The following is a 19,977-nucleotide window of genomic DNA, read 5'->3' as shown; positions in this document are numbered from 1 at the left end:
ACAGTATTGTTCCACAAAGATCGGAGATCGCCTACCCCTGATTTTCTATTTCTGCTGCAGCTCGTCGCAACAAGCCCTCCAGCGCGGCCTTCACCGTTTGTCGGCGGACCTCATCGCGGTTGCCGGGGAAGTGCTGAAGCTCGGCCGTGACCTCCTCGCCAACGCCAAAGGCCAGCCACACGGTGCCCACCGGCTTGTCCACCGAACCACCATCGGGCCCCGCCACACCGCTGACCGCCACGGCAAAGCGCGCCAGGCTTTTCTCCTGGGCGCCGCGCACCATGGCCTCCACCACTTCCTGGCTGACCGCCCCAACCTTTGGAAACAACGTTTCCGGCACATTCAGCTGCCGGGTCTTCTGCCGATTGGAATAGGTGACATACCCCGCCTCGAACCAGGCCGAACTCCCCGGGATCCGCGTAATGGCCTCGGCGATACCGCCACCGGTACAGGATTCCGCGGTGGTGACGTGGGCATTGAGCACCTGCAGGCGGCGGCCCAGGTCAGCGGCAAGTTGAGTGATTTCCTTCACGACGGTCTCCAGAAGTGGGCGGGGGTTTGCCTACCCTACAGGAGCAGATCGCTCATGCAAGCGACAGGCTGGAACAAGAGATCAGCGGGCGACAGCGCGCACATACGCCTGGCAAGCGCGAAGCGCGATCAGTCCCTGGTCGCCGGCATCGGTGATGCCGATAATTCGCTGAGCATGCGCCGGGTCAAGTCGGGCTCGTGCGGCTGCATGAACCAGGCCGGTGGTGGCGGTGGCGGTTGGCATTGCACAGCCACTGGTGGGTTCGGTGGCGTCAAGAAGGACTGACAACCGCACATCAGCAGTGGCCAGGCGGTCGCGCAGAGCAGCCTGGTTACGTTGGGCATCGCTTAACTCCCGAGCATGCTGTTGGTCGCTGGCACTGAGCTGTTGCTCCAGGGCCAGCCGTTTGTCTTGTTCAGCCTGTTGTTGATGCAAGGCCGCCTGGCGTTGCTGGCTGAGCGCCTGTGCATGGGCGGAAGCCTGGCGCTCAAGCTGTACCCCCAAGCGCCAGGCCTGCACCTGCCAGGTCCCCGCCACCAACAGGCAAGCACCGATCAATTGGTAGGCCCCTAGGAAACGCATAACACCGCCTTCGCCCGCGCCCACAGCCGCAAGCGATCCTCCAGCCCATTCAACCCACCATTGATACGCCGTGTAATGGTGGTGAACTGGTCCTTGTCGGCCAGCTCATTCAGGCCATTGACCTGCCAGAACCAGGCGGCCGACTCAACCGCCCATTGCGGTTGCTCCAGCAACATCGGCTCCCGTAACAGACGGTCATCACCAAACAGCGCCTGGCTGCATGCCAGGTAATTGCGCCGACCGGTGATCTGGATCAGTCCTCGGCCGCGGTACAACTGGCCATCGCCATCCGATTCGGAGCTATTGCCCAGGCGTGCGGCCAGGCTGCCGGTGTCGTATTTGCCCAGGTAGTGATCGCTGCCCAGTTCGCGCACGTAACGCAGCTCACCGGATTCGTGGCCGATCTGGGCGAGGAAGGCGGCAATGCGTTTGGCACGGTTGATCTCGAAGCGAACGAACGCCGCATTCAAGGGCATTAAAAAAACGCCCGCTCTAAGGCGGGCATCCGGCATAACGTCAAGCAGCTGGGGCAGTGTTATCACCATTGGTTTTACTCTCGAAAAGTAGCTATATCGACAACCCACCGGCCGTGATCGAACTGCGGTATCCCGTCACCGGATCGCCGACATGAACCACCTGCTTTATCGACCAGCGCCCCTGCATATAGGAGGGCCAGCTCTCATCCAGCACTAACAGGCCTTCCGCGGCCAACAATGGATTGCCCGGGCAATCGATCAGCAACTTCAAATTTTCACGCCCCACACGGCGTAGCTCGCCTTCGGCAACGGCGCGGGCCTCGGCTTCGTTCTGGTAGCGTTGGCGCAAGGTTTTGAACGGTGCATTCCCCACCTGGACGACGCGCTGCTTGCCGGCGGAGACATCCCACCAACTGGCACGGCAGCCTTCGTATTTCGAGCGGGATTTTTCGTCGAGCTTGGCGGTGATAAAGCTTTGTTCACCGGGGCGATTGTCATCCGTCACGGACAGCTTCACTTCCGGCAACAGCTGGCCGGAGAGCGATTTGGCTTGGCCGGCTTCGGCCAATACATAGAGTTCGTTGAACGGTTTGGTGACTGCACTATAAAGTCGGGCAAGGCGCGAAATGAACGCCATGTCACTTTCGTTGGACTGGTCAATGTGCGCGATAGCAATCCCCTCCAGCGCCGGCGCCACTCGCGGTGAATAGCCGTGACGACTGACCAGTTGGCGAAACAGCGCGCCCAGGGTGGTCGGACCGTAGCTGGCGGATCGACGCTGGCGGTAACCCGTTGCATCGACCACGCTGAAGGGCGCTGCGGTGGCCACGATCATCAAGCGCATGGGAAACAGCACCGGTGTGCGTTGGGTGACGACAAACTCGCCCTTTTCCACCAACCCCGATTCCAGGTAACCGGCACGCAAACCGATCTTGCCGTTCAGCGTGGGCAGACCGTCCAGCCCCTCGATATTGAGGGTCAGCTCCAGCCGGTCGGTCTCAATGCCCGCGGCGTCGGTGTGGCTCCAGTGCATCAAGCGTTGATTGAGCAGCGCCGCGTTGGCGCCATAAAACTCCACGATAGGCGTAAATCCCTGTGCCATGCAGCCTCCTTAATCCCAGGCCAAAACGGGTCGCACAGCTCCGGGCCGAGCGTGCAGTTCAGGCACGATCACCCACACGCCGGCCGGCAGCACCGGGCCATATTCGGCAAGCTCGGGGTTCAGGCGCCAGAGGGTTTCCTCCGCCGTGTCGTCGCAACGGCCCACCTCGCGATAAAGCAACAGGTTGACCGAATCACCGGCAATACTTCGCACTCTACGCATTGACGAACTCCTCCAGCTCCAGCGTCCAGGCCATGACCATGGCGGTGCCGTCATCGATGACATTGCTCTGGGTTTCCACAATCGAATTGATCCGCCACAAGCCCCAGTTACGGCCGATACCGTCAACCAGGGGCAATGGCGCTCGCGCATTTTGCAGCGCGCGCAATTCGTCCAGGCGTTGCATGCCTACGCCGTACATGGCTGTGCCGCCGAATGTGAGTTTTTCCAGCTTCTGACCGCTCTGCCGCGACTGCGACTTGCTGGCAATAATCGCCAGGTCACTCCAGCCGCCATCGCTGGCACGGACCAACGAGGAATAGGCGAATCCTCGAGACAAGCCGAAAATAAAGTCGCCGAGTACCATTTGTTGTCGCATCAATCACCTCCTGGAGGATCGGCCAGTGCCGCGTTGCGTCGGATGCCCAGGGTGTCGGTGACCATCGGCATGCATTGGAACTGCAAGGCTTGGATTACCTGGTTGACGACCTGCTGGGCGTCGGCGGGGTTGACGCCGGTGATCTGGATGCTCGGGGCGAGGGTCACTTGCACGTTGTCCGTGCGTGCACTGTTGAGTTCCTTGCTCACCGCATTGGGCGCAGGCAGGCGATCCGTTGAGCCGAACAGTTTGTCACCGAGCCAACTGCCTGCCTCGCTGCCGAGCAAACCACCGATTGCGCCACCGACAGCAGTGCCAACGCCGGGGAAAATCAGAGTGCCGATAGCGGCGCCTGCGGAGGCACCGGCCCAGGCACCACCGGCGGTGCTGAGGCCTGAGCCGACGGCGTTTACGTCACCGTTGCGTATACCTTGAACCACATTGAGTGCAGCGTCGACGTACCGCAGCGGACCGAGACGGCGGGCTCCGACCGACTCCAGCCGGATCATCGTGTCAGCCAGGCGGGAGGTTGCCGGCGTTGGTACGCGGGCAACCTCCCCAGTGGAATGCCTCAAAGGGCTGGGCGATATAGGGTTGGGAGTATTCACGCCCACTTGGACGGGCATCGGAACCAAGCCTCGTTCCAACGCGTCAATTAACCCGACGCCCTTGCCTGACGCCAGATTGCGCACGACATTGCTCCCCTGCCAAGTGTCCGGCGGGCTTGGGCTTGGGGAGATTCGTTGAGTTGTTGCGCCGCCATGAAAGCCTAATCGTGGGGCTTCCAACACCTTGCTCACCTTCTCGAACAGGTTGCGCACCGTCGAGTTAAACCCACTGGTCGCTTTGCTGGAGGTAGAAGTGTTCCCCAACCTCGCCAACCTTGGTCTATCCGATTTTTTGCGCCCGCTCGTGTACTTTGGTCCGAAGCGCTCACGCCCACGTAGCGCCTCGCTGACGCCTGGGCAGCAACCGTCGCTCCCCTTGCTGGCGCCCTTGAACAACGCGCCGACGCCGGGAATTTTACCAAGCGTCACCTCAAGTGCTTTGTCTGAAACCTTGGTCCTGGCCGACTCCGCCAGGCCTTCACCCGACCACTTGAGCAACTGTGTGATCGAGGATTCGTCGGCAGACGCTTTTCCTTCCGGCGTGCTTTTCGTTTCACTGCTGATGGAGCCGCCAGCCGGGCCCGCCAGTGCTCCGCTCGTAACGAACAACGTGCTGTTGAGCGTTTCCAGTGTCTCACGCAGCCGCACTTGCTCCAGGGTCAAGGCGTTGATATCCACACTGACGGTGATCAGCGCCGAGCTGAGTTCCGGCTGCGGCTGCGGCGTCGCCTTCAGACTCAGAGGTGTGGCAAGGCTTGCGGAAAACGGCGCGAGCACATTACCAAGTTCCACATCGCCGATCATCCAGCGCTTGTCTTCCTGGGCGAGCCTGGTCTGATATTGAGTCTCTTGCATCCCGCTTACTCCTGTTTAACGCCAAGGCGAGTGATCGCGATGTCGTAGCGGCGCAATGCTTTTCCGGCGTCCCAGTCGAGGATCTCCGCCTCATTGACCGAATAGATCAGCGGCACCACATCGAGGATCACTTCGATGTCGCGCTCCGAAAGAAGTCCGCCGGTTTGTTTAAAAAATCGTCGATGCGCTCCTGCAGTTCGGTCCAGTCGGGCACGGTCAGGTTGGCGAGGTCGGGGATCATCAGGCCGGTGCAATGGGCGGTAATGAACTCGGCGCGCTCTTTGTTGGTGACGAGTTTTTTCATCACCTTGGTGGCACGCAGGGCGGGCATTTCCAAGGGCAGTTCAGTGAGGGTCCGGCCGGCCGCGTCGAGAGGCAGCAACAATTGGACGGGCTGGTCGTGGGTTGCCGTCGCTTGCTCATCCAGGAAAAACGAAGTAGGGCGTGTCGACATCTCGTGTACGTATTGGGCGATGCTGACGTAGTCCGGGCGCTTGAGCTGGTCGAGTTCTTTTTCCGACAGGCCGGTGGCGAGTTTCGCCAGTTCGAAAAACTGGTCGTCCTCGTCATCACCGGCCCGGGCCAGCGCTTCTTTTTGCGCGGCGTAGTACAGCGGCTTGAGTTGCACCTGCTGGATCGTCGCGCCGGTGTCGGCGGTGATCGGAGACAGCAGGAGGTGCAGCGGTGGCATCCAGGCCATGGGGCAATTCCTTGATGAAGTAAGGGGCGAGCACGCCCGCCCCCGGGGAGTTACGGCATCAGCACCGCACGGCGGGCATCGCCGAGGATGTCGACACCATTGAGCACGAACTTCTGGGTACGCACGTCGATGTCGATGACCGGGATGCCGTTTTCCAGGCGGTTGTAAGTGCGGCAGGAAAGCTCAAGCGTGGTGAGAGCCTTGTCGCCCATCTTCAACTTGGCTTCGGCCAGGGATTTCAGCTTGCCGCCGACCGTGTGATAGGTGAAGTAGGTCTTGCCGTCCTGATCCTGGCCGGCTTCCCGCACGTTCAGCAGGATGTCATCACCCAGGCGCACGCCCAGGGCCAGCATGATTTCCGGGCCGGCACCTTGCAGCACCAAGGTGGCATTGAGCACCTTGCCGCTCTTGGCCATTTCCTCGGCGATAAAGCGCCCGCCGGACATGGATTCCATGTCGAACTCGATCTTCGGCGGGGTGAATTCCTCGACCGTCGCGGACAACGGCAGGCCTTGAAGGGTGGCCGCAATGGCCTGTCTGACTCGGTTGGTAAACATTAGAGAACGTCCTCCAGGAACTGCTCGATGATTTCATCGCGGGCGTTGAGTTGATAAATCATGTGTTCGTTCGGCGCATAGCGGCCGTAATCGATAACGATGAACCAGGTGCCGTTCTTGTACTTCTCGACACTGTTGAGCTCCGGGTGCAGGTACACGCTGCCGCCGGGAATGGTTTCGTCGGCGACCAGGGTTTGCAGCCAGTCGTTGATGCGCTTGACCTCCTGGTCCATGAAGGACTTGGTGAGGTTCTTGGCCATGGCTTTCTGACCCGCCTTGACCAACTTGCGGCTGATGGCATCTTCCAGCCCGACATAGCTGATGAACTTGCCAGTGATGGAGCGGTTACCCAGCAGCGAAAAACCGCCGAGGATGGTGCGGGCGTAGTAGCTCACGCCGTAACGGTTGAGCAGGTCGCCTTCGGTGGAGGTGTCGAGGATGTTGTACTCGACCACGCGGGAAACGTCCTCGGCGAACGTCACCTGATTACCCGGGCTTTCCCACTGCTTGACCTTGGCCAGCGCCGCGATCGCCAGGGATGACGGCGCGAGGAACACGTTTTTCTTCGCCGCCTTGGAGTACACCGACGGCATGTTGTGCACCAGCAGGCAACGGTCGAAACCAAGCTCGGCACCGCCCAGTTCGCCGCTGTAGGTCACCTGGTCGGCCACCGCCGCGTCCTTGCCATCCAGCACCACACGGGCCTTGATGCGCTTGCCGAAGGCCGCGAACTCACCCGCCACAGCCTTGGTACCGGTGAAGCCAGGGGCGCCGATGATGGTCAGGTCTTCCGGCACGCTGGCCAGTGCCGCCAGGCCCAGCTTACGACCGGTGACCGGCTCGTTGCCGCCGATTACATTGTTGAGGGTGTCCGCCGGGGTGGCGCCCTCCTCCACGATCACCACGTAGACCGGCACCTTGACCACTTTGAGGATCTGGTAGACCGCGTGGAACAGCGTGCCTGTCTCCGCGCCAGTAGGATCCAGCAGCGCCTGGGTGGTGAAGCTGTTGATACGGAACGGCGCGTTTTTCGGGATCGACGCATGGGCATTCGGCGCGGTGCCGACCAGGCCGATCACATTGTCGCCAAGGCCACCCATGGCCTCGGGGGATTCGGTGGCATTCACGGTGATGCCGTTGTGCTCGAAGTTCAGAACCTCAGCCATGGTTAGTCAGCCTTCTTGGTGGTGGCCTTTTTGGCCGGGGTGGCGTTGAGGACGCTGGTCAGTTCCAGGCGGCCGGCGGTGCGCAGGGCGGATGCTTCGACGTCCAGCAGGTCCAGTTCCTCGCCGACGGTGGACCAATGGCCGGCACCGGTGGGGAATGGGATGAGGACGGTGTAGGTTTGGCGGGTGTGCATGAGTGGGATTCTCCGAATGGAAAACGCCAAAGCCCCTACGGAAGGGGCTTTGGGAGGCGAAAAAAAACCGCTTTCGCGGAGGGTTACTTCAGGAAGTCCGGCTTAGGAGGCCATACAACGGTGTCGGGATCGCTCCCTTGATCTGGAATATCTCGCAGGCCCTGGCGATAGGCCAAGAACGCAGCTTTATTTTTATCCAACATTGGATAGTCGGGCATCGCCGCATAATCACTGGCTGACAAATCCTGATCACGGGCGCTACGTATAACTTGCCACTTAATCAGTGGATGAAGTTCAGCAGGTACAAAAATGGGCTTCATGGTCTCTCCTTAGCTCAAAGCCAACATAGTTCCCCAGTCGCCTGGACTGGTAACAACACCCGTGCAGGCGCCTGCCAACATCACTTCGACAATACCCGAAGCAGAAGTCCGCATCGGATGAAGGTGATAATAGGCGCCAAACAGTTCACTGGGCGCAACAACTGTCGAGCACCAGCGCCACTTGCCTTTTTCTGCACCGACACTCCAGGCACCAGAAATTGAACCCTCCAGGACACGGACAAACGCACCCAATGTGATATAGGAGTTGAGCGGAACCGCCCCCGTTCCATTAGCAAGTGCGGTATCAACCGTATAAGGGAAAGCGAGCCAAGGACTGATGTCTGCGGTTGCCCACTTCAATTGCCACACGTTTAAAATCGTTCGAAAGTACTCGCTGGCTCTGATATTGAAGCCAGGAAACTGTTCGCGCACATCGGCCTGGACTTGCAGCAGAAAATCCACATCCGCCTGCGGACGGCCTGTAGCTTGAGAGGTGGTGGTGATAGAACGCAGTTTATTACAAGCCACCTCTCCATGAATTCCCCAGTTGTCGATCAACTTTCCATCGGCGCTGGGATACAAGTTGAAGTTTTTAGTCACCGCAAGCCTGGGCAAACGGCTTTTCAGATCCAAAAGCTGTGCATCGTAGGCGCGCCGCGCCTCCGCTATCGCCTTATCAATCTCACCGACCTTGCCGGTGACTACAGTGGTAAGACTATTCGCCGCACTGACGACGGCAGCCAATTGCTGTTCTGTACTCAAAATACGATCTCCTTATCTTTTCTGATTACTCAGTAAACTCTTATTGGCCATCACCAAAATACTTACGACTAAAAAGCACTACTCTTGCTCTCGAGTTTCATTACTCGAAACAAAAGCCCAACACCTCTGGCCATATTGTCAACGCTGGCGGCAGACAGCGCCGCCAATTCATCGACCAGCAACACGTTAAGGTTTTCACTCCCCACCGTGATCGTCACGCTATCCGCCGGCAACGGCGAAATATCCAGCGTGAACTTCTGCAGTACTCGCGCGGCCGCCGCTTTATACGTCAACAACCTCCCCGCCACGGAATACACCGCCAGCAAAGTCCCACTGGCGAGGTAAAAACCAAACTCGCCAATCTCATACTCACCGTCACCATCAAACAGTGCCGCCATCCTGAGTTGGCGGTCGCCCAGGTCTTCGTAATCCACAATGGCAACCCGCTGGCGCTCATCGCGCAAGGCCAGTTCGGTTCCGTCAGGGTTGTAGCGGCCGGTGCCGGCGCCGATATGGGTGATTTCGCCTTTCAATCCCTGGTTTTTTGCCTGCAGCACTTCATCCAAACCCTTGGAGGTGAAGCGCACCAGGCGCGTAATGTCATCTGTCATGGCTGCGCCCTGAGGTCGTAATCGTTAATGGTGTAGTGCTGGGCGACGCCTGCACTGTTTAGTCGAGCAATCAATGCCCATTCAGGTAGGGCACCTTGCAGGCTTAACTCGCTGTCACTGAACGGGGCGTGAACAATTGCGGTCAAGGCAAGTTGACCGTACGTCTCATGCACTACAGTGATCGTGGCCCGATCCCGTTCACTCTGAGCCGCATTGACACGGCGAATCAGCCGATTGTGATCACCACTGGACCAACTGCGCCCAATGATCGCCTGCACATCAAAGGTGTAAGGCACGCCCAATGGCCGCTGCTGATACCAGGCACTGATGTTGGGGGTGAAACCCAGCGATTCCACCGCATGGTTCAACGATTTTGGCGTACCCGCCTGACGCTGGATCTGCCAGGACAAGGCCACAGTAAGGCGCTTTTCGCTTTCGCTGGCATCGGCGTCCCATTCGCTGACGCCTCGATCGGCGGCCAGGTAAGGAAGGAACTCGGCAGGGGTTTGCAGCGGGTTCATCAACGCCGGGAACGGCGGTATGACCCGGTCGAGCAACTTACCGAACCCCAGGTCCAAAGCCTTCTCCAGCGGTGAGCTGTTGGCGGGCAACAAACTCGCTTTGGGTTCACTCATAACGTGCGCACCTCCACCTCGACGCCCGTGCAATACGGGGCCTGGAATGCCGTGCTGATGATCGGCGCCAGCGGCTCGAGAATCTGCAATTGCGCGGCACCGGCGCTGTGGATCGCATAGTCGATCCAACTTGGGTCCACACGGCCTTCCAGGCGATGGCAGGACTCTGCATAGCCTTGCAGCAATTTCTGCGCGGCGACTTGGGTGAGTCCGGAATCCGGACCGGCGTTGATCCTGGCCACCACGCGAATTTTGTACGGCAGGATTTGCGCACCTTGGACGGTGACCAGGTCGGTCTCAGGCCGTACATCGGGCCGTGCGAAATGTCGCCGTACGCCGTCAAGCAAATCGGCGGACGGCGTGCCGTCTCCTTCCCTTGAAAGCACGGTGACCATTACTTCGCCAGGCGCCGTGCGCCGTCCGTTGCCATCCTTGACCCGGGCCGCGTAGCCGTCCGGATCGAAGGTGTAGCTGACGGTCACCACGCCCGGTGTGGCGCTTTGCACCTTGACCGACGGCCGCTCACCGAGGGTGAAGACTTCGCGGCGATACTGCATCCGCGAACCCGCCGCCGGCGCATGGGGTGCCAGGTAATAGCGCAGGCGCGCGTCGTCGTCGCTTTCCAGGGTGGGTGGCACCGGTGGGAAAGCCGCCGGGTCGCCGGGGTCGAGCACTTGGCGCTCCAGGCCCATATCGGCCAGGCGTGCATCCAGGTTGCTGCCGGTGGCCCACCACGCCAGCATCTGCTTGATGCGGGCGTTGTATTTGCGTTCGTGGGTTTGCAGGCGCACGCAAAACGCTTCCAAGGCCAGGGTCAGCAGTTCGCTCTCGTTGTCGAGGCTGACCTTGAGTCTGGCCGCGCTCTGCGGCGCGCGGGTGGCGACGTAGTCGACGACAAACGCCTTGAACTCCGCCAGCAGCGGTTCGAACTCATCGACCGCGATAATCGCCGGCTCCGCCAATTGGTTCTGGCCTGGGATCAGCATGCTCATGTCACGACCTCGAAGGATTGTTGGCGGTTTTTCCAGGTGCCGGCAAAACGCAGCAATAACCCGGCGCCCTGGCGGGTGGCGACGATGACCTGGGGCTGGAAGTCGGCAATGCCGTTCTGGCGGTTGTAGAACGCTTGCGCGGCGTGGCTTTGGGCGAGGATCAACAGGTCGTCGCCAAGGTTCTGGCCGAGCAGTTGCGGGATCATCGAGCCGTACAATGGGCGCTTCTGGCGAGTGCCCAAGGGGGTGGTCAGCGCTCGGGTGGCACGCTGTACGAATTGCAGCCAGTCATCGACGGCTGCCCCGGTGTTCCTATCGATTCCGATCATGGCAACTCCTTATGCGCGGCTGATCACGCGGCCCTGGTGATCCACCAGCGGGCCGCTCAAATGCACGCCGGCGGCATCCAGCGAGAGGCCGGTGGCGCCGAGTTGCAGGATGATGCCCTGGGCGCTCAGGGTCAGGCTGGCAGCACCGACCTTGACGTCGACCTGTTCGCGGGTTCCGCTGAACGTGGTTGGGCCGTTAATCCAGTTGAAGGTATGGCTGGCATCGTCGTAGTCGCTTTGGGTGCCATCCTGATGGCGCCGCCGGGTCAGCGAGGCGACGCTGGACACGGGAGGAAACAGACTGCTGTTCAGCCCGAACAGCGCCACCGACTGCGCGCCCCCTTCCCCGCCGCCGTAGTTGAGCAGCAGGCATTGTTCGCCCACCGATGGAATACGGGTTTCGGTCTGCGCACCGGCGCTGGGGTTGAAGAACCGAATCGCCGGGGTAAGCAACTCACCATGGCTGACCTTGCAGGTATTGCTGGCAGCGTCGACCTCCTGGCACACGCCAATGCGGCAGAAACTGTCCGCGCGGCGATACAGGTCTTCGAGCTGGGCTTCCATTTCCGCCAGGCGCTCGACAATCGGCCCCAGTTGCATGCGTAACAATGCGTCGAACATGGACTACTCCTGCAGGGGCCGATATTGATCCGGATCGTCGATGTCCGAGACTTCCCAGGTGCGGGCAAACAGCGGTGTGCCGGTGGGATCTTCGAGCAACGACGGGCCGAGATAGAGGGTTTGAGTGAAGGAAACGGTCCAGGTGTCGTAGTCCGTTTCGGCGTTGGCGAGCCCAGAGGGCGCCGCGACGACGGCCGTGGGTAAATCGCACTGGTCCGACGGCAGGCCCCAGCGGTTATCCAGGGCCAGGTCCATCAATTGGCTGGCCAGGTCGCACGCGTCAAAAGGCGCCGCCGCGCTGGCGACCGTAACCCTGAGTGATACCGACAAGGCATGCGCCTTGCGCCCTTCACGGGAACGCACGCCGGGGCCGTTGCGTTCCACGCTGATCAGCACGCCGGTGTAATCCCCGGCGGCGCCAACGTCCTGATGGTTGCCTACCTGAAGTTGCGGGAAGGCACGCTTCAGCGCCCCCTCAATGGCTACAGGTAGTTGGGAGGGTTTTTCGATAAGTGTCATCAGTTGCGTCCTTGCAGCAGTTACTGCTGATCCGAGCGAGATGTGGGCGCTTCGTTGACCCCGATGCGCTTGGCCGCCCAGCGTTCATAAAGGCCGATGGCGACGTCCGCGCCGGCCATGGCCGTCAGGCAACCAATGGCGCCGGCGGTCCAGATCGACATGCCGGCGGCGTAGCACAGCATCAATGCCGAAACCCCGCAGACCATGCACGCCCCGGATCGCAAGGCCAGGCGCCGAACCAGCGACCAACCGCGGGCACCCTCCTTGTCGGCGCGCCACATTTCGCCGGATACACCACCAATCAGCGCCAGTGCGATCACCAGCCAGATAGGCATTTCCGCTAACGCTTGCTGCTCGTTTGTCATGTCACGCCTCCTGGCTGAGCAATGCCGGCAAAACACCGGCTTTTGGGTAAATCCATGTATAGGTAGGCATTCCAAAAAGCCCGGTTGCCCAGGCTTTTCAGTAATGCGGTCCAGCGTCGATCTTTCGGCGCTACTGGCGCGGTACGGATCTTTCCTCGATGTTTTTCCGACCACGATCCCTGTCTGCCGGATAACTGCTTCTGGTGCTTTACGCTGCACACCCGGGTCAGTTGCCAACCCTCTGAACCGTCAAGGCCGGTTCATCGCTGCCTGTTCTTGCAAAGCTGTGAAACTAAAGAGCGTCGGCATCCTTGCCGGTGTTGCCTGGCGTCCCTGCCATCGCTCTGATGGCGTCCTTGCCGATGTTGCGTGCCTTCCTTGTCTTCCTTGGCAGCATCCTTGCCGCCTCCACCAGGCCTTATTGGCTGGCTTGGGATGAAGAATATGCATGTATGCATATACAGTCAATGCACAAATGCATTTATTTTCACGCGATTAATGCGCTGATGCATTTCAGGCCCTGCAGGCAAAGGGTTTGGCGATTTTCCACAGGCGAAAAAAAGCCCGCTCGATGGCGGGCGGTCTTACGCAAGGAGGTTAACGGGCGTACATCCCCCACCAGAACACATGCCCGAGAATGCTGATCTGCTCATCCTGGATATCCTGGAAGCTGTAGTCCTCATCCGGGTGTTCATCGCGATTGAAACTGCGCAGGCGAATCCCGGAAGGCAGGCGATAGAGCTGTTTAACCCGCAGCTGGCCATTGTGATTGATGGCATACAAGTCGCCATCGACGATGTCGCCGATGCCACTTTTGCCAGCATTCACGCCGACCGTCGCGCCGTCGCGCAGTACCGGCAACATACTGTTGCCGCGCACCGTCACACACTTGGCTTGGTCGAACTGCACACCGTTATGCCGCAGGCTGCGTTTTCCAAAACGCAGGCTGGCCTTCTCGCTTTCCTCGATGACGAATCTTCCTGATCCAGCAGCCAATTCAACCTCGCGCAGAAAGGGGATCGACACCTCGTCATCATTAACGGGCGTGTCGTCGTCCCACAGGCTTATATCCTTGAGTTCCGAATGCATCGGGTCGCGCCCGTCATCGCGCAAAGCCCCCACCGCCGCGCGCCCGCGCAGTTGATCGGTGCTGACGCGGAAGTACTCGGCGATGCGCGAGATGTGTTTATCCGAGGGATCAACGATCTTGCCGCTGAGAATCCGGGACAACGTGGATTGAGGCACGCCAGTACGCCGGTGAAGCTCCGTGGGGGAGATCCGGTCGCGGTCCAGCAGTTCTCTTAAGACGATAGAAACGTTGCGTTTTTGCATAGCGGGCGATATTGACGGGAGTTTTCGGGGTTGGCAAATGCTAATTTGCATATTCCATGCACATCAGCGGAACTTCCGGGCAAAATAAAGTCAATTTGGCATGATCACCGCGGTACTTGATGCGATGCGCTCAAACAGCGCCAGGCTGATTCCTGGCGAGCCAAGGAAGAAAGCAATGAAACTCGTGCTTGCCATTTTGTTGATGTTCAATGGGTACACATTTGCGGCAAGTTGCACCAGCATCAGCGACTCTGACCAACGAGCCTACTGCAACGCCCAGCAAAGTGGCTCCAGCTGCGAAAACATCAGCAATAGCGATTTGCGCACTCAGTGCAACGCAATGAAGCGTTGATCAGGATGGGCTAAGGGACAAAAAGGGTCGCCCGCACTTTTATTTACGTTCTACCTATCCGTTCATGACCTGCGAAGCCCCCAACCTTGCGTGCTAACCTTGCCGCCAACGCCCATTCACCTCAATTTAAAGCGGTATGCGGAAGACCACGAATGACCGAATGGAGAAATCAGAGCTTCTGGGGCAAGGCGTGGATATACGCCGTGCTGGCGCTCCTAATGTTGATCTCCGACGGCGCAGACTTCAGCTCGCTGGGCGGCGGGGGCTCTAATCGCAAGCGGGTCTTCAGCCCCGGGTTCATTGTGCTGTGCTGTTTCGTCGCGGTGATTGAATTGATAGTGCTGAACCATTTCTATGGGGCGAACTGATGAGTCGAGAGCACAGCGTTAAAAACCACCCCGTCAAGCATGGCAACCCGCACCAGTGCCGACGGCGCCTTATATCTGCAAAGTGACCAGCTCTACTATCGTGCCCCCCTCTTATAGAATGGAAGCTTCGAAGAATGGACTCATGGAAGACTCTGGCAATGGCTGCCATGGTATTGATCGGCGCCCCAGCAGTGGCCGCAGAAAACGCCAACCCTTTCGATAAAGCGCTGATGTACACGACGTTCGTGCCCACGATCCTGATTGGGGGAGCCAGCGCTCTCACGACCGATGCGCCAAAGCTTTTCACATCGTCCAAAACCGATGCCCTGGCCTTTATCGGTTCGGACGGCGAGATCCGCGGTGCTGAGTTCGAACAGGCAACTCGGTACTATCGCTCGACCTACGCCTCGCCTCTTATGTCCGACATGCAACTGGCCAAGGCGATCGCCTCATCGTACTGAGGGAGGCATTTTCGGCTGCATGCCAACAGCGACACGCCCCTGCAGAAGCGTTGCGCATTTAAACAAATGCGCCATCCCACTTTGCGTTTTACCTATCCGTTTGCGACCTGCGAAGGGCCGACCTCGCGTGTTAACCTTGCAGCCATTGCAAAATCAGCAGGGCCGAGCGCCCCACCTTTGCCCCACTCCTTTCAACGAATTTGCCTATTATCCAATGAGTAAAAACACGTCCGATCTGTCCTCTCACACCCCGATGATGCAGCAGTACTGGCGCTTGAAAAACCAGCACCCTGATCAGTTGATGTTCTATCGCATGGGCGACTTCTACGAGATCTTCTATGAAGACGCGAAGAAGGCTGCCAAGTTGCTGGACATCACCTTGACCGCGCGCGGGCAGTCGGCGGGGCAGTCGATTCCGATGTGCGGGATCCCTTATCACTCGCTGGAGGGTTACCTGGTCAAGCTGGTGAAGCTGGGCGAATCGGTGGTGATCTGCGAGCAGATCGGCGATCCGGCCACCAGCAAGGGCCCGGTGGAACGCCAGGTGGTGCGTATTATTACGCCGGGGACGGTGAGCGATGAGGCGCTGCTGGATGAGCGTCGCGATAACCTGATCGCCGCGGTGCTGGGCGATGAGCGCTTGTTCGGGCTTTCGGTACTGGATATCACCAGCGGCAATTTCAGCGTGCTGGAGATCAAGGGCTGGGAAAACCTGCTGGCGGAGCTGGAGCGCATCAACCCGGTGGAGCTGTTGATCCCGGATGATTGGCCCAAAGACCTGCCAGCGGAAAAACGCCGTGGGACCAAGCGTCGTGCGCCGTGGGATTTCGAGCGTGACTCGGCACTGAAAAGTCTATGCCAGCAGTTCTCGGTGCAGGACCTTAAAGGCTTCGGCTGCGAAACCCTGACCCTGGCCATCGGCGCTGCGGGTTGCCTGCTCAGCTACGCCAAGGAAACCCAGCGCACCGCCCTGCCGCACCTGCGCAGCCTGCGCCACGAGCGCCTGGACGACACCGTGGTGCTCGATGGCGCGAGCCGTCGCAACCTGGAACTGGACACCAACCTGTCCGGCGGGCGCGATAACACCCTGCAATCGGTGGTCGACCGCTGCCAAACCGCCATGGGCAGCCGTCTGTTGACCCGCTGGTTGAACCGTCCGTTGCGGGATTTGACGGTGCTGCAGGCGCGCCAGACGTCGATTACCTGCCTGCTGGACGGCTATCGCTTTGAAAAGCTGCAGCCGCAGTTGAAGGAGATCGGCGACATCGAGCGCATCCTGGCGCGGATCGGCCTGCGCAATGCGCGGCCCCGTGACCTGGCGCGTCTGCGCGATGCCCTCAGCGCCCTGCCGCAACTGCAAGTGGCGATGACCGAACTGGACACGCCGCACCTGCAACAACTCGCCGTAACGGCCGGTACCTACCCGGAACTGGCCGCGCTGCTGGAAAAGGCCATTATCGACAACCCGCCGGCGATCATCCGTGACGGCGGTGTACTCAAGACCGGCTACGACAGCGAACTGGACGAACTGCAGTCCCTGAGCGAAAACGCCGGGCAGTTCCTGATCGACCTGGAAGCCCGCGAGAAAGCCCGCACCGGCCTGGCCAACCTGAAAGTGGGCTACAACCGCGTGCATGGCTACTTTATCGAGTTGCCGAGCAAGCAGGCCGAGTCGGCGCCCATCGACTATCAACGCCGCCAGACACTCAAAGGTGCCGAGCGTTTTATCACCCCGGAGCTGAAGGAGTTTGAAGACAAGGCGCTGTCGGCCAAGAGCCGTGCCTTGGCCCGGGAAAAGATGCTCTACGAGGCGTTGCTGGAAGACTTGATCAGCCAGTTGGCGCCGCTGCAGGACACCGCCGCCGCCCTGGCGGAGCTGGATGTGCTGAGCAACCTCGCCGAACGGGCGCTGAATCTCGACCTGAACTGCCCACGGTTTGTCAGTGAGCCGTGCATGCGCATCGTGCAGGGGCGTCACCCGGTGGTGGAGCAGGTGCTGACCACGCCGTTCGTCGCCAACGACCTGTCGCTGGACGACGATACGCGCATGTTGGTGATTACGGGGCCGAACATGGGTGGTAAATCCACCTATATGCGTCAAACCGCGTTGATCGTACTGCTGGCGCATATCGGCAGTTTTGTGCCGGCAGCCAGTTGCGAGCTGTCTCTGGTGGATCGCATCTTCACCCGGATCGGCTCCAGCGATGACCTGGCCGGTGGCCGTTCGACCTTTATGGTGGAAATGAGCGAGACCGCCAATATCCTGCACAACGCCACCGAGCGCAGCCTGGTGCTGATGGACGAAGTGGGTCGCGGCACCAGTACGTTTGACGGCCTGTCCCTGGCGTGGGCGGCGGCCGAACGGTTGGCGCACCTGCGTGCCTATACACTATTTGCCACCCACTACTTCGAACTGACGGTGCTGCCGGAAAGCGAGCCGCTGGTGGCCAACGTGCATCTGAATGCCACCGAGCACAACGAGCGCATCGTGTTCCTGCACCACGTGCTGCCAGGGCCGGCCAGCCAGAGTTACGGGCTGGCCGTGGCGCAATTGGCCGGCGTGCCGAACGACGTGATCACCCGTGCCCGCGAACACCTCAGCCGCCTGGAAACCACGGCCTTGCCCCATGAAACCGTGGTGGCCAGCCCTGCCAAGGCCAGCCGCAAACCTGCTGCGCCGCATCAGAGCGATATGTTCGCCAGCCTGCCCCATCCGGTGCTGGATGAGTTGGCAAAGCTTGACCTGGACGACTTGACGCCGCGAAAAGCGCTGGAAATGTTATATGCACTGAAGACTCGGATATAACGCTCACGCTTGCAAGCTGATAGACTCTCGCGCGGTTTGGGATGCTGCTGGCTCTTAGCCTGGCCTGCAGACTATCGCTCCCGAACCTCGCGAGCCCTACCACAAAGGGTTTCGCTGCCGCCGCCTGAGGAGAGAATTAGAAATGACCTTCGTCGTCACCGACAACTGCATCAAGTGCAAGTACACCGACTGCGTAGAAGTATGTCCGGTGGACTGCTTCTACGAAGGCCCGAACTTCCTGGTCATCCACCCGGACGAGTGCATTGACTGCGCCCTGTGTGAACCTGAATGCCCGGCCGTCGCCATTTTCTCCGAGGACGAAGTCCCGGCGGGCATGGAACAGTTCATTCAGTTGAACGTTGAATTGGCTGAAATCTGGCCAAACATCACCGAGAAGAAAGATCCGTTGCCGGATGCCGCCGAATGGGATGGCAAACCCAACAAGATTGAGCAACTAGAGCGCTAAAAAGCGCCGCTGCCCAATAAAAAAGGCCCTTCAAGGGCCTTTTTTGCGTTCCGGGGAACGCATTCACTTTTCTATAGACGAAAAAAGGGGCGGTATGACCCGCCCACATTTTTTCCCTAGTCCCTGTGTTCCTTTTCATCATCCTGATGAATCGCATCCTGCGACGTTCCTTCAACCATCGTTCCTTGATGGCTGTGTCAATCCGTGGACACAGGGCTGATGTTAGAGAGTTCCGAGGGAAGTTCAACGGGATCCAAACCGGGCACTGACAGGCTCCAGCCCCCAGACAAAGATAATTAATTGTTATCTTTCAAACAGATAGAAAACTCCTTCAAAGATTCGAGACGCACACACCTAACAAAAAAACCAAACACTTACGAGAAAGTAAGTGAATGCTTACACGCGCCATTGCGTAAAAGCGTAAAAGCCCTCCATTGACCGATCTCCAGACAAGAAAAAGCCCCGACAAGTCGAGGCTTCTTGTCCTTCAGCGAGTTCAGTCGTCGCTGACGGTAATGGTCGGCATTGCCGGGGCCGCCGCTTCCTGCAGGACGATCCGGGCCCCCACATGACGAGCCAATTCCTGATAGATCATAGCGATCTGGCTATCAGGCTCTGCCGCGACGGTGGGCTTGCCGCCGTCGGCCTGTTCACGAATGCCCATCGACAATGGCAACGAAGCCAGTAGCTCAACGCCGTACTGGGTCGCCAGCTTCTCGCCACCGCCTTCACCAAACAGATGCTCTGCGTGGCCGCAGTTGGAGCAGATGTGCACCGCCATGTTTTCCACCACACCCAACACTGGAATGTTGACCTTGCGGAACATCTCCACGCCCTTCCTGGCGTCCAGCAAGGCCAGGTCCTGGGGCGTGGTCACGATCACCGAGCCCGCCACCGGGACTTTCTGTGCCAGGGTCAGCTGGATATCGCCGGTGCCTGGCGGCATGTCGATCACCAGGTAGTCCAGGTCGCCCCAGGCAGTCTGGGTGACCAACTGCAGCAACGCGCCGGACACCATCGGCCCGCGCCACACCATCGGCGTGTTGTCATCGGTCAGGAACGCCATGGACATGACCTCCACGCCCATGGACTCGATCGGCACGAACCACTTCTGGTCCTTGATCTTCGGCCGCGTGCCTTCGGCGATACCGAACATCACGCCCTGGCTCGGGCCGTAGATATCGGCGTCGAGAATACCCACGCGCGCGCCTTCACGGGCCAGGGCCAGGGCCAGGTTGGCTGCTGTTGTGGATTTGCCCACGCCGCCCTTGCCGGAAGCGACTGCCACCACGTTCTTGACGTTGGCCAGGCCCGGGATCTGCGCCTGAGCCTTGTGCGGAGCGATCACACACTGGATATCGACCTTGGCGGCACGCACGCCGTCGAGGCCCTCGATGGCCATTTGCAGCATCTGCGCCCAACCGCTCTTGAACAGGCCGGCGGCATAACCCAGCTCCAGTTGGACCGAGACCTGGTCACCCTGGACCTCGATGGCGCGTACACAGCCGGCGCTGACCGGATCCTGGTTCAAATAGGGGTCGGTGTACTGGCGAAGAACGGCTTCCACCGCTGCGCGATTGACGGCGCTCATGGGCAACTCCCGAAAAAAGACTGACTGAAACAGGCGGCTATCCTAACCGTTCCAGCAGCGTTACGGCATGCTTTCGC

General features: G+C 59.8%; 28 protein-coding genes. 4 read left to right on the top strand and 24 right to left on the bottom strand.

Annotated elements, in window-relative coordinates:
* Nucleotides 1-31: 31 nt before the first annotated feature.
* The 23 genes from BB029_RS07380 to BB029_RS33160 all read right to left on the bottom strand — a co-directional run bounded on the left by BB029_RS07380 (nucleotide 32) and on the right by BB029_RS33160 (nucleotide 14,099).
* The gene (locus BB029_RS07380; protein WP_027604550.1) at nucleotides 32-532 is read right to left on the bottom strand and encodes a CinA family protein; all 501 of its coding nucleotides are present in this window, start codon (nucleotides 530-532) and stop codon (nucleotides 32-34) included.
* An 81-nt stretch (nucleotides 533-613) separates the two neighbouring features.
* Entirely contained in the window at nucleotides 614-1,114 is a 501-nt protein-coding gene (locus BB029_RS07375; protein ID WP_065938719.1) for a lysis system i-spanin subunit Rz, read from the bottom strand.
* Nucleotides 1,102-1,659, bottom strand: coding sequence for a glycoside hydrolase family 19 protein (locus BB029_RS07370; protein WP_065938718.1), 558 nt, complete (start codon nucleotides 1,657-1,659; stop codon nucleotides 1,102-1,104). Before BB029_RS07370 ends, BB029_RS07375 begins: the two co-directional genes overlap by 13 nt.
* Nucleotides 1,660-1,681: 22 nt before the next feature.
* The gene (locus BB029_RS07365; RefSeq protein WP_065938717.1) at nucleotides 1,682-2,692 is read right to left on the bottom strand and encodes a contractile injection system protein, VgrG/Pvc8 family; all 1,011 of its coding nucleotides are present in this window, start codon (nucleotides 2,690-2,692) and stop codon (nucleotides 1,682-1,684) included.
* 9 nt (nucleotides 2,693-2,701) lie between these two features.
* Complete coding sequence (locus tag BB029_RS07360; RefSeq protein ID WP_027604555.1) at nucleotides 2,702-2,914, bottom strand: tail protein X; 213 nt, start codon at nucleotides 2,912-2,914, stop codon at nucleotides 2,702-2,704.
* Nucleotides 2,907-3,290, bottom strand: coding sequence for a phage tail protein (locus BB029_RS07355; protein WP_065938716.1), 384 nt, complete (start codon nucleotides 3,288-3,290; stop codon nucleotides 2,907-2,909). The genes BB029_RS07360 and BB029_RS07355 overlap by 8 nt, the downstream gene beginning before the upstream one ends.
* Nucleotides 3,290-4,753 (bottom strand): hypothetical protein, encoded by a 1,464-nt coding sequence (locus tag BB029_RS07350; RefSeq protein WP_065938715.1) that lies wholly within the window; start codon nucleotides 4,751-4,753, stop codon nucleotides 3,290-3,292. The genes BB029_RS07355 and BB029_RS07350 overlap by 1 nt, the downstream gene beginning before the upstream one ends.
* A gap of 5 nt (nucleotides 4,754-4,758) precedes the next feature.
* Nucleotides 4,759-4,884, bottom strand: coding sequence for a hypothetical protein (locus tag BB029_RS33645; protein WP_017844653.1), 126 nt, complete (start codon nucleotides 4,882-4,884; stop codon nucleotides 4,759-4,761).
* Nucleotides 4,881-5,453, bottom strand: coding sequence for a phage tail assembly protein (locus BB029_RS07345; protein WP_065938714.1), 573 nt, complete (start codon nucleotides 5,451-5,453; stop codon nucleotides 4,881-4,883). Before BB029_RS07345 ends, BB029_RS33645 begins: the two co-directional genes overlap by 4 nt.
* 50 nt (nucleotides 5,454-5,503) lie before the next feature.
* Nucleotides 5,504-6,010 carry a phage major tail tube protein gene (locus BB029_RS07340; RefSeq protein WP_065938713.1) on the bottom strand — a complete coding sequence of 169 codons (507 nt, stop codon included), beginning with the start codon at nucleotides 6,008-6,010 and terminating at the stop codon, nucleotides 5,504-5,506.
* A complete protein-coding gene (locus BB029_RS07335; protein ID WP_065938712.1) occupies nucleotides 6,010-7,176 on the bottom strand; it encodes a phage tail protein in 1,167 nt (388 codons plus the stop codon). Before BB029_RS07335 ends, BB029_RS07340 begins: the two co-directional genes overlap by 1 nt.
* A gap of 2 nt (nucleotides 7,177-7,178) precedes the next feature.
* Nucleotides 7,179-7,370, bottom strand: a complete 192-nt coding sequence (locus BB029_RS07330; protein ID WP_065938711.1) for a hypothetical protein — start codon at nucleotides 7,368-7,370, stop codon at nucleotides 7,179-7,181.
* 83 nt (nucleotides 7,371-7,453) lie between these two features.
* Nucleotides 7,454-7,690, bottom strand: coding sequence for a tail fiber assembly protein (locus BB029_RS07325; protein ID WP_065938710.1), 237 nt, complete (start codon nucleotides 7,688-7,690; stop codon nucleotides 7,454-7,456).
* Nucleotides 7,691-7,699: 9 nt separating this feature from the next.
* Entirely contained in the window at nucleotides 7,700-8,452 is a 753-nt protein-coding gene (locus tag BB029_RS07320; protein WP_065938709.1) for a hypothetical protein, read from the bottom strand.
* A 68-nt stretch (nucleotides 8,453-8,520) separates the two neighbouring features.
* The gene (locus BB029_RS07315; protein WP_065938708.1) at nucleotides 8,521-9,063 is read right to left on the bottom strand and encodes a phage tail protein; all 543 of its coding nucleotides are present in this window, start codon (nucleotides 9,061-9,063) and stop codon (nucleotides 8,521-8,523) included.
* Nucleotides 9,060-9,698 carry a phage tail protein I gene (locus BB029_RS07310; protein ID WP_065938707.1) on the bottom strand — a complete coding sequence of 213 codons (639 nt, stop codon included), beginning with the start codon at nucleotides 9,696-9,698 and terminating at the stop codon, nucleotides 9,060-9,062. The genes BB029_RS07315 and BB029_RS07310 overlap by 4 nt, the downstream gene beginning before the upstream one ends.
* Nucleotides 9,695-10,690: a baseplate J/gp47 family protein gene (locus tag BB029_RS07305; RefSeq protein ID WP_065938706.1), complete on the bottom strand. Its 996-nt coding sequence runs from the start codon at nucleotides 10,688-10,690 to the stop codon at nucleotides 9,695-9,697. Before BB029_RS07305 ends, BB029_RS07310 begins: the two co-directional genes overlap by 4 nt.
* On the bottom strand, nucleotides 10,687-11,019 hold the full coding sequence (locus tag BB029_RS07300; RefSeq protein ID WP_065938705.1) for a phage baseplate protein: 333 nt from the start codon (nucleotides 11,017-11,019) through the stop codon (nucleotides 10,687-10,689). Before BB029_RS07300 ends, BB029_RS07305 begins: the two co-directional genes overlap by 4 nt.
* Before the next feature lie 9 nt (nucleotides 11,020-11,028).
* A complete protein-coding gene (locus tag BB029_RS07295) occupies nucleotides 11,029-11,640 on the bottom strand; it encodes a phage baseplate assembly protein V (protein WP_065938704.1) in 612 nt (203 codons plus the stop codon).
* A 3-nt stretch (nucleotides 11,641-11,643) separates the two neighbouring features.
* Nucleotides 11,644-12,159 (bottom strand): hypothetical protein, encoded by a 516-nt coding sequence (locus BB029_RS07290; protein WP_065938703.1) that lies wholly within the window; start codon nucleotides 12,157-12,159, stop codon nucleotides 11,644-11,646.
* 20 nt (nucleotides 12,160-12,179) lie between these two features.
* Nucleotides 12,180-12,524, bottom strand: a complete 345-nt coding sequence (locus BB029_RS07285; RefSeq protein WP_027604569.1) for a phage holin family protein — start codon at nucleotides 12,522-12,524, stop codon at nucleotides 12,180-12,182.
* 597 nt (nucleotides 12,525-13,121) lie between these two features.
* Nucleotides 13,122-13,856, bottom strand: a complete 735-nt coding sequence (locus tag BB029_RS07280; RefSeq protein WP_005785382.1) for an XRE family transcriptional regulator — start codon at nucleotides 13,854-13,856, stop codon at nucleotides 13,122-13,124.
* 90 nt (nucleotides 13,857-13,946) lie between these two features.
* Entirely contained in the window at nucleotides 13,947-14,099 is a 153-nt protein-coding gene (locus BB029_RS33160) for a hypothetical protein (RefSeq protein ID WP_168166799.1), read from the bottom strand.
* 261 nt (nucleotides 14,100-14,360) lie between these two features.
* On the opposite strand from BB029_RS33160, the gene BB029_RS07275 reads away from it, so the two are divergent.
* The 4 genes from BB029_RS07275 to fdxA all read left to right on the top strand — a co-directional run bounded on the left by BB029_RS07275 (nucleotide 14,361) and on the right by fdxA (nucleotide 18,309).
* A complete protein-coding gene (locus BB029_RS07275; RefSeq protein WP_065938702.1) occupies nucleotides 14,361-14,576 on the top strand; it encodes a hypothetical protein in 216 nt (71 codons plus the stop codon).
* Between the two features lie 134 nt (nucleotides 14,577-14,710).
* Entirely contained in the window at nucleotides 14,711-15,037 is a 327-nt protein-coding gene (locus tag BB029_RS07270) for a DUF2388 domain-containing protein (protein WP_065938701.1), read from the top strand.
* 214 nt (nucleotides 15,038-15,251) lie between these two features.
* Nucleotides 15,252-17,843 carry a DNA mismatch repair protein MutS gene (gene mutS, locus BB029_RS07265; protein ID WP_065926522.1) on the top strand — a complete coding sequence of 864 codons (2,592 nt, stop codon included), beginning with the start codon at nucleotides 15,252-15,254 and terminating at the stop codon, nucleotides 17,841-17,843.
* Nucleotides 17,844-17,985: 142 nt separating this feature from the next.
* The gene (gene fdxA / locus BB029_RS07260; protein ID WP_065938700.1) at nucleotides 17,986-18,309 is read left to right on the top strand and encodes a ferredoxin FdxA; all 324 of its coding nucleotides are present in this window, start codon (nucleotides 17,986-17,988) and stop codon (nucleotides 18,307-18,309) included.
* Between the two features lie 496 nt (nucleotides 18,310-18,805).
* On the opposite strand, the gene apbC is transcribed toward fdxA, so the two are convergent.
* Entirely contained in the window at nucleotides 18,806-19,900 is a 1,095-nt protein-coding gene (gene apbC / locus BB029_RS07255; RefSeq protein ID WP_065938699.1) for an iron-sulfur cluster carrier protein ApbC, read from the bottom strand.
* Between the last annotated feature and the right edge of the window lie 77 nt (nucleotides 19,901-19,977).

The sequence above is a fragment of the Pseudomonas sp. S3E12 genome, from assembly GCF_001702295.1.
Classification (GTDB): domain Bacteria; phylum Pseudomonadota; class Gammaproteobacteria; order Pseudomonadales; family Pseudomonadaceae; genus Aquipseudomonas; species Aquipseudomonas marginalis.
Note: the sequence above shows the minus strand (reverse complement) of the source record. Positions and strands in the feature narration are given on the sequence as shown.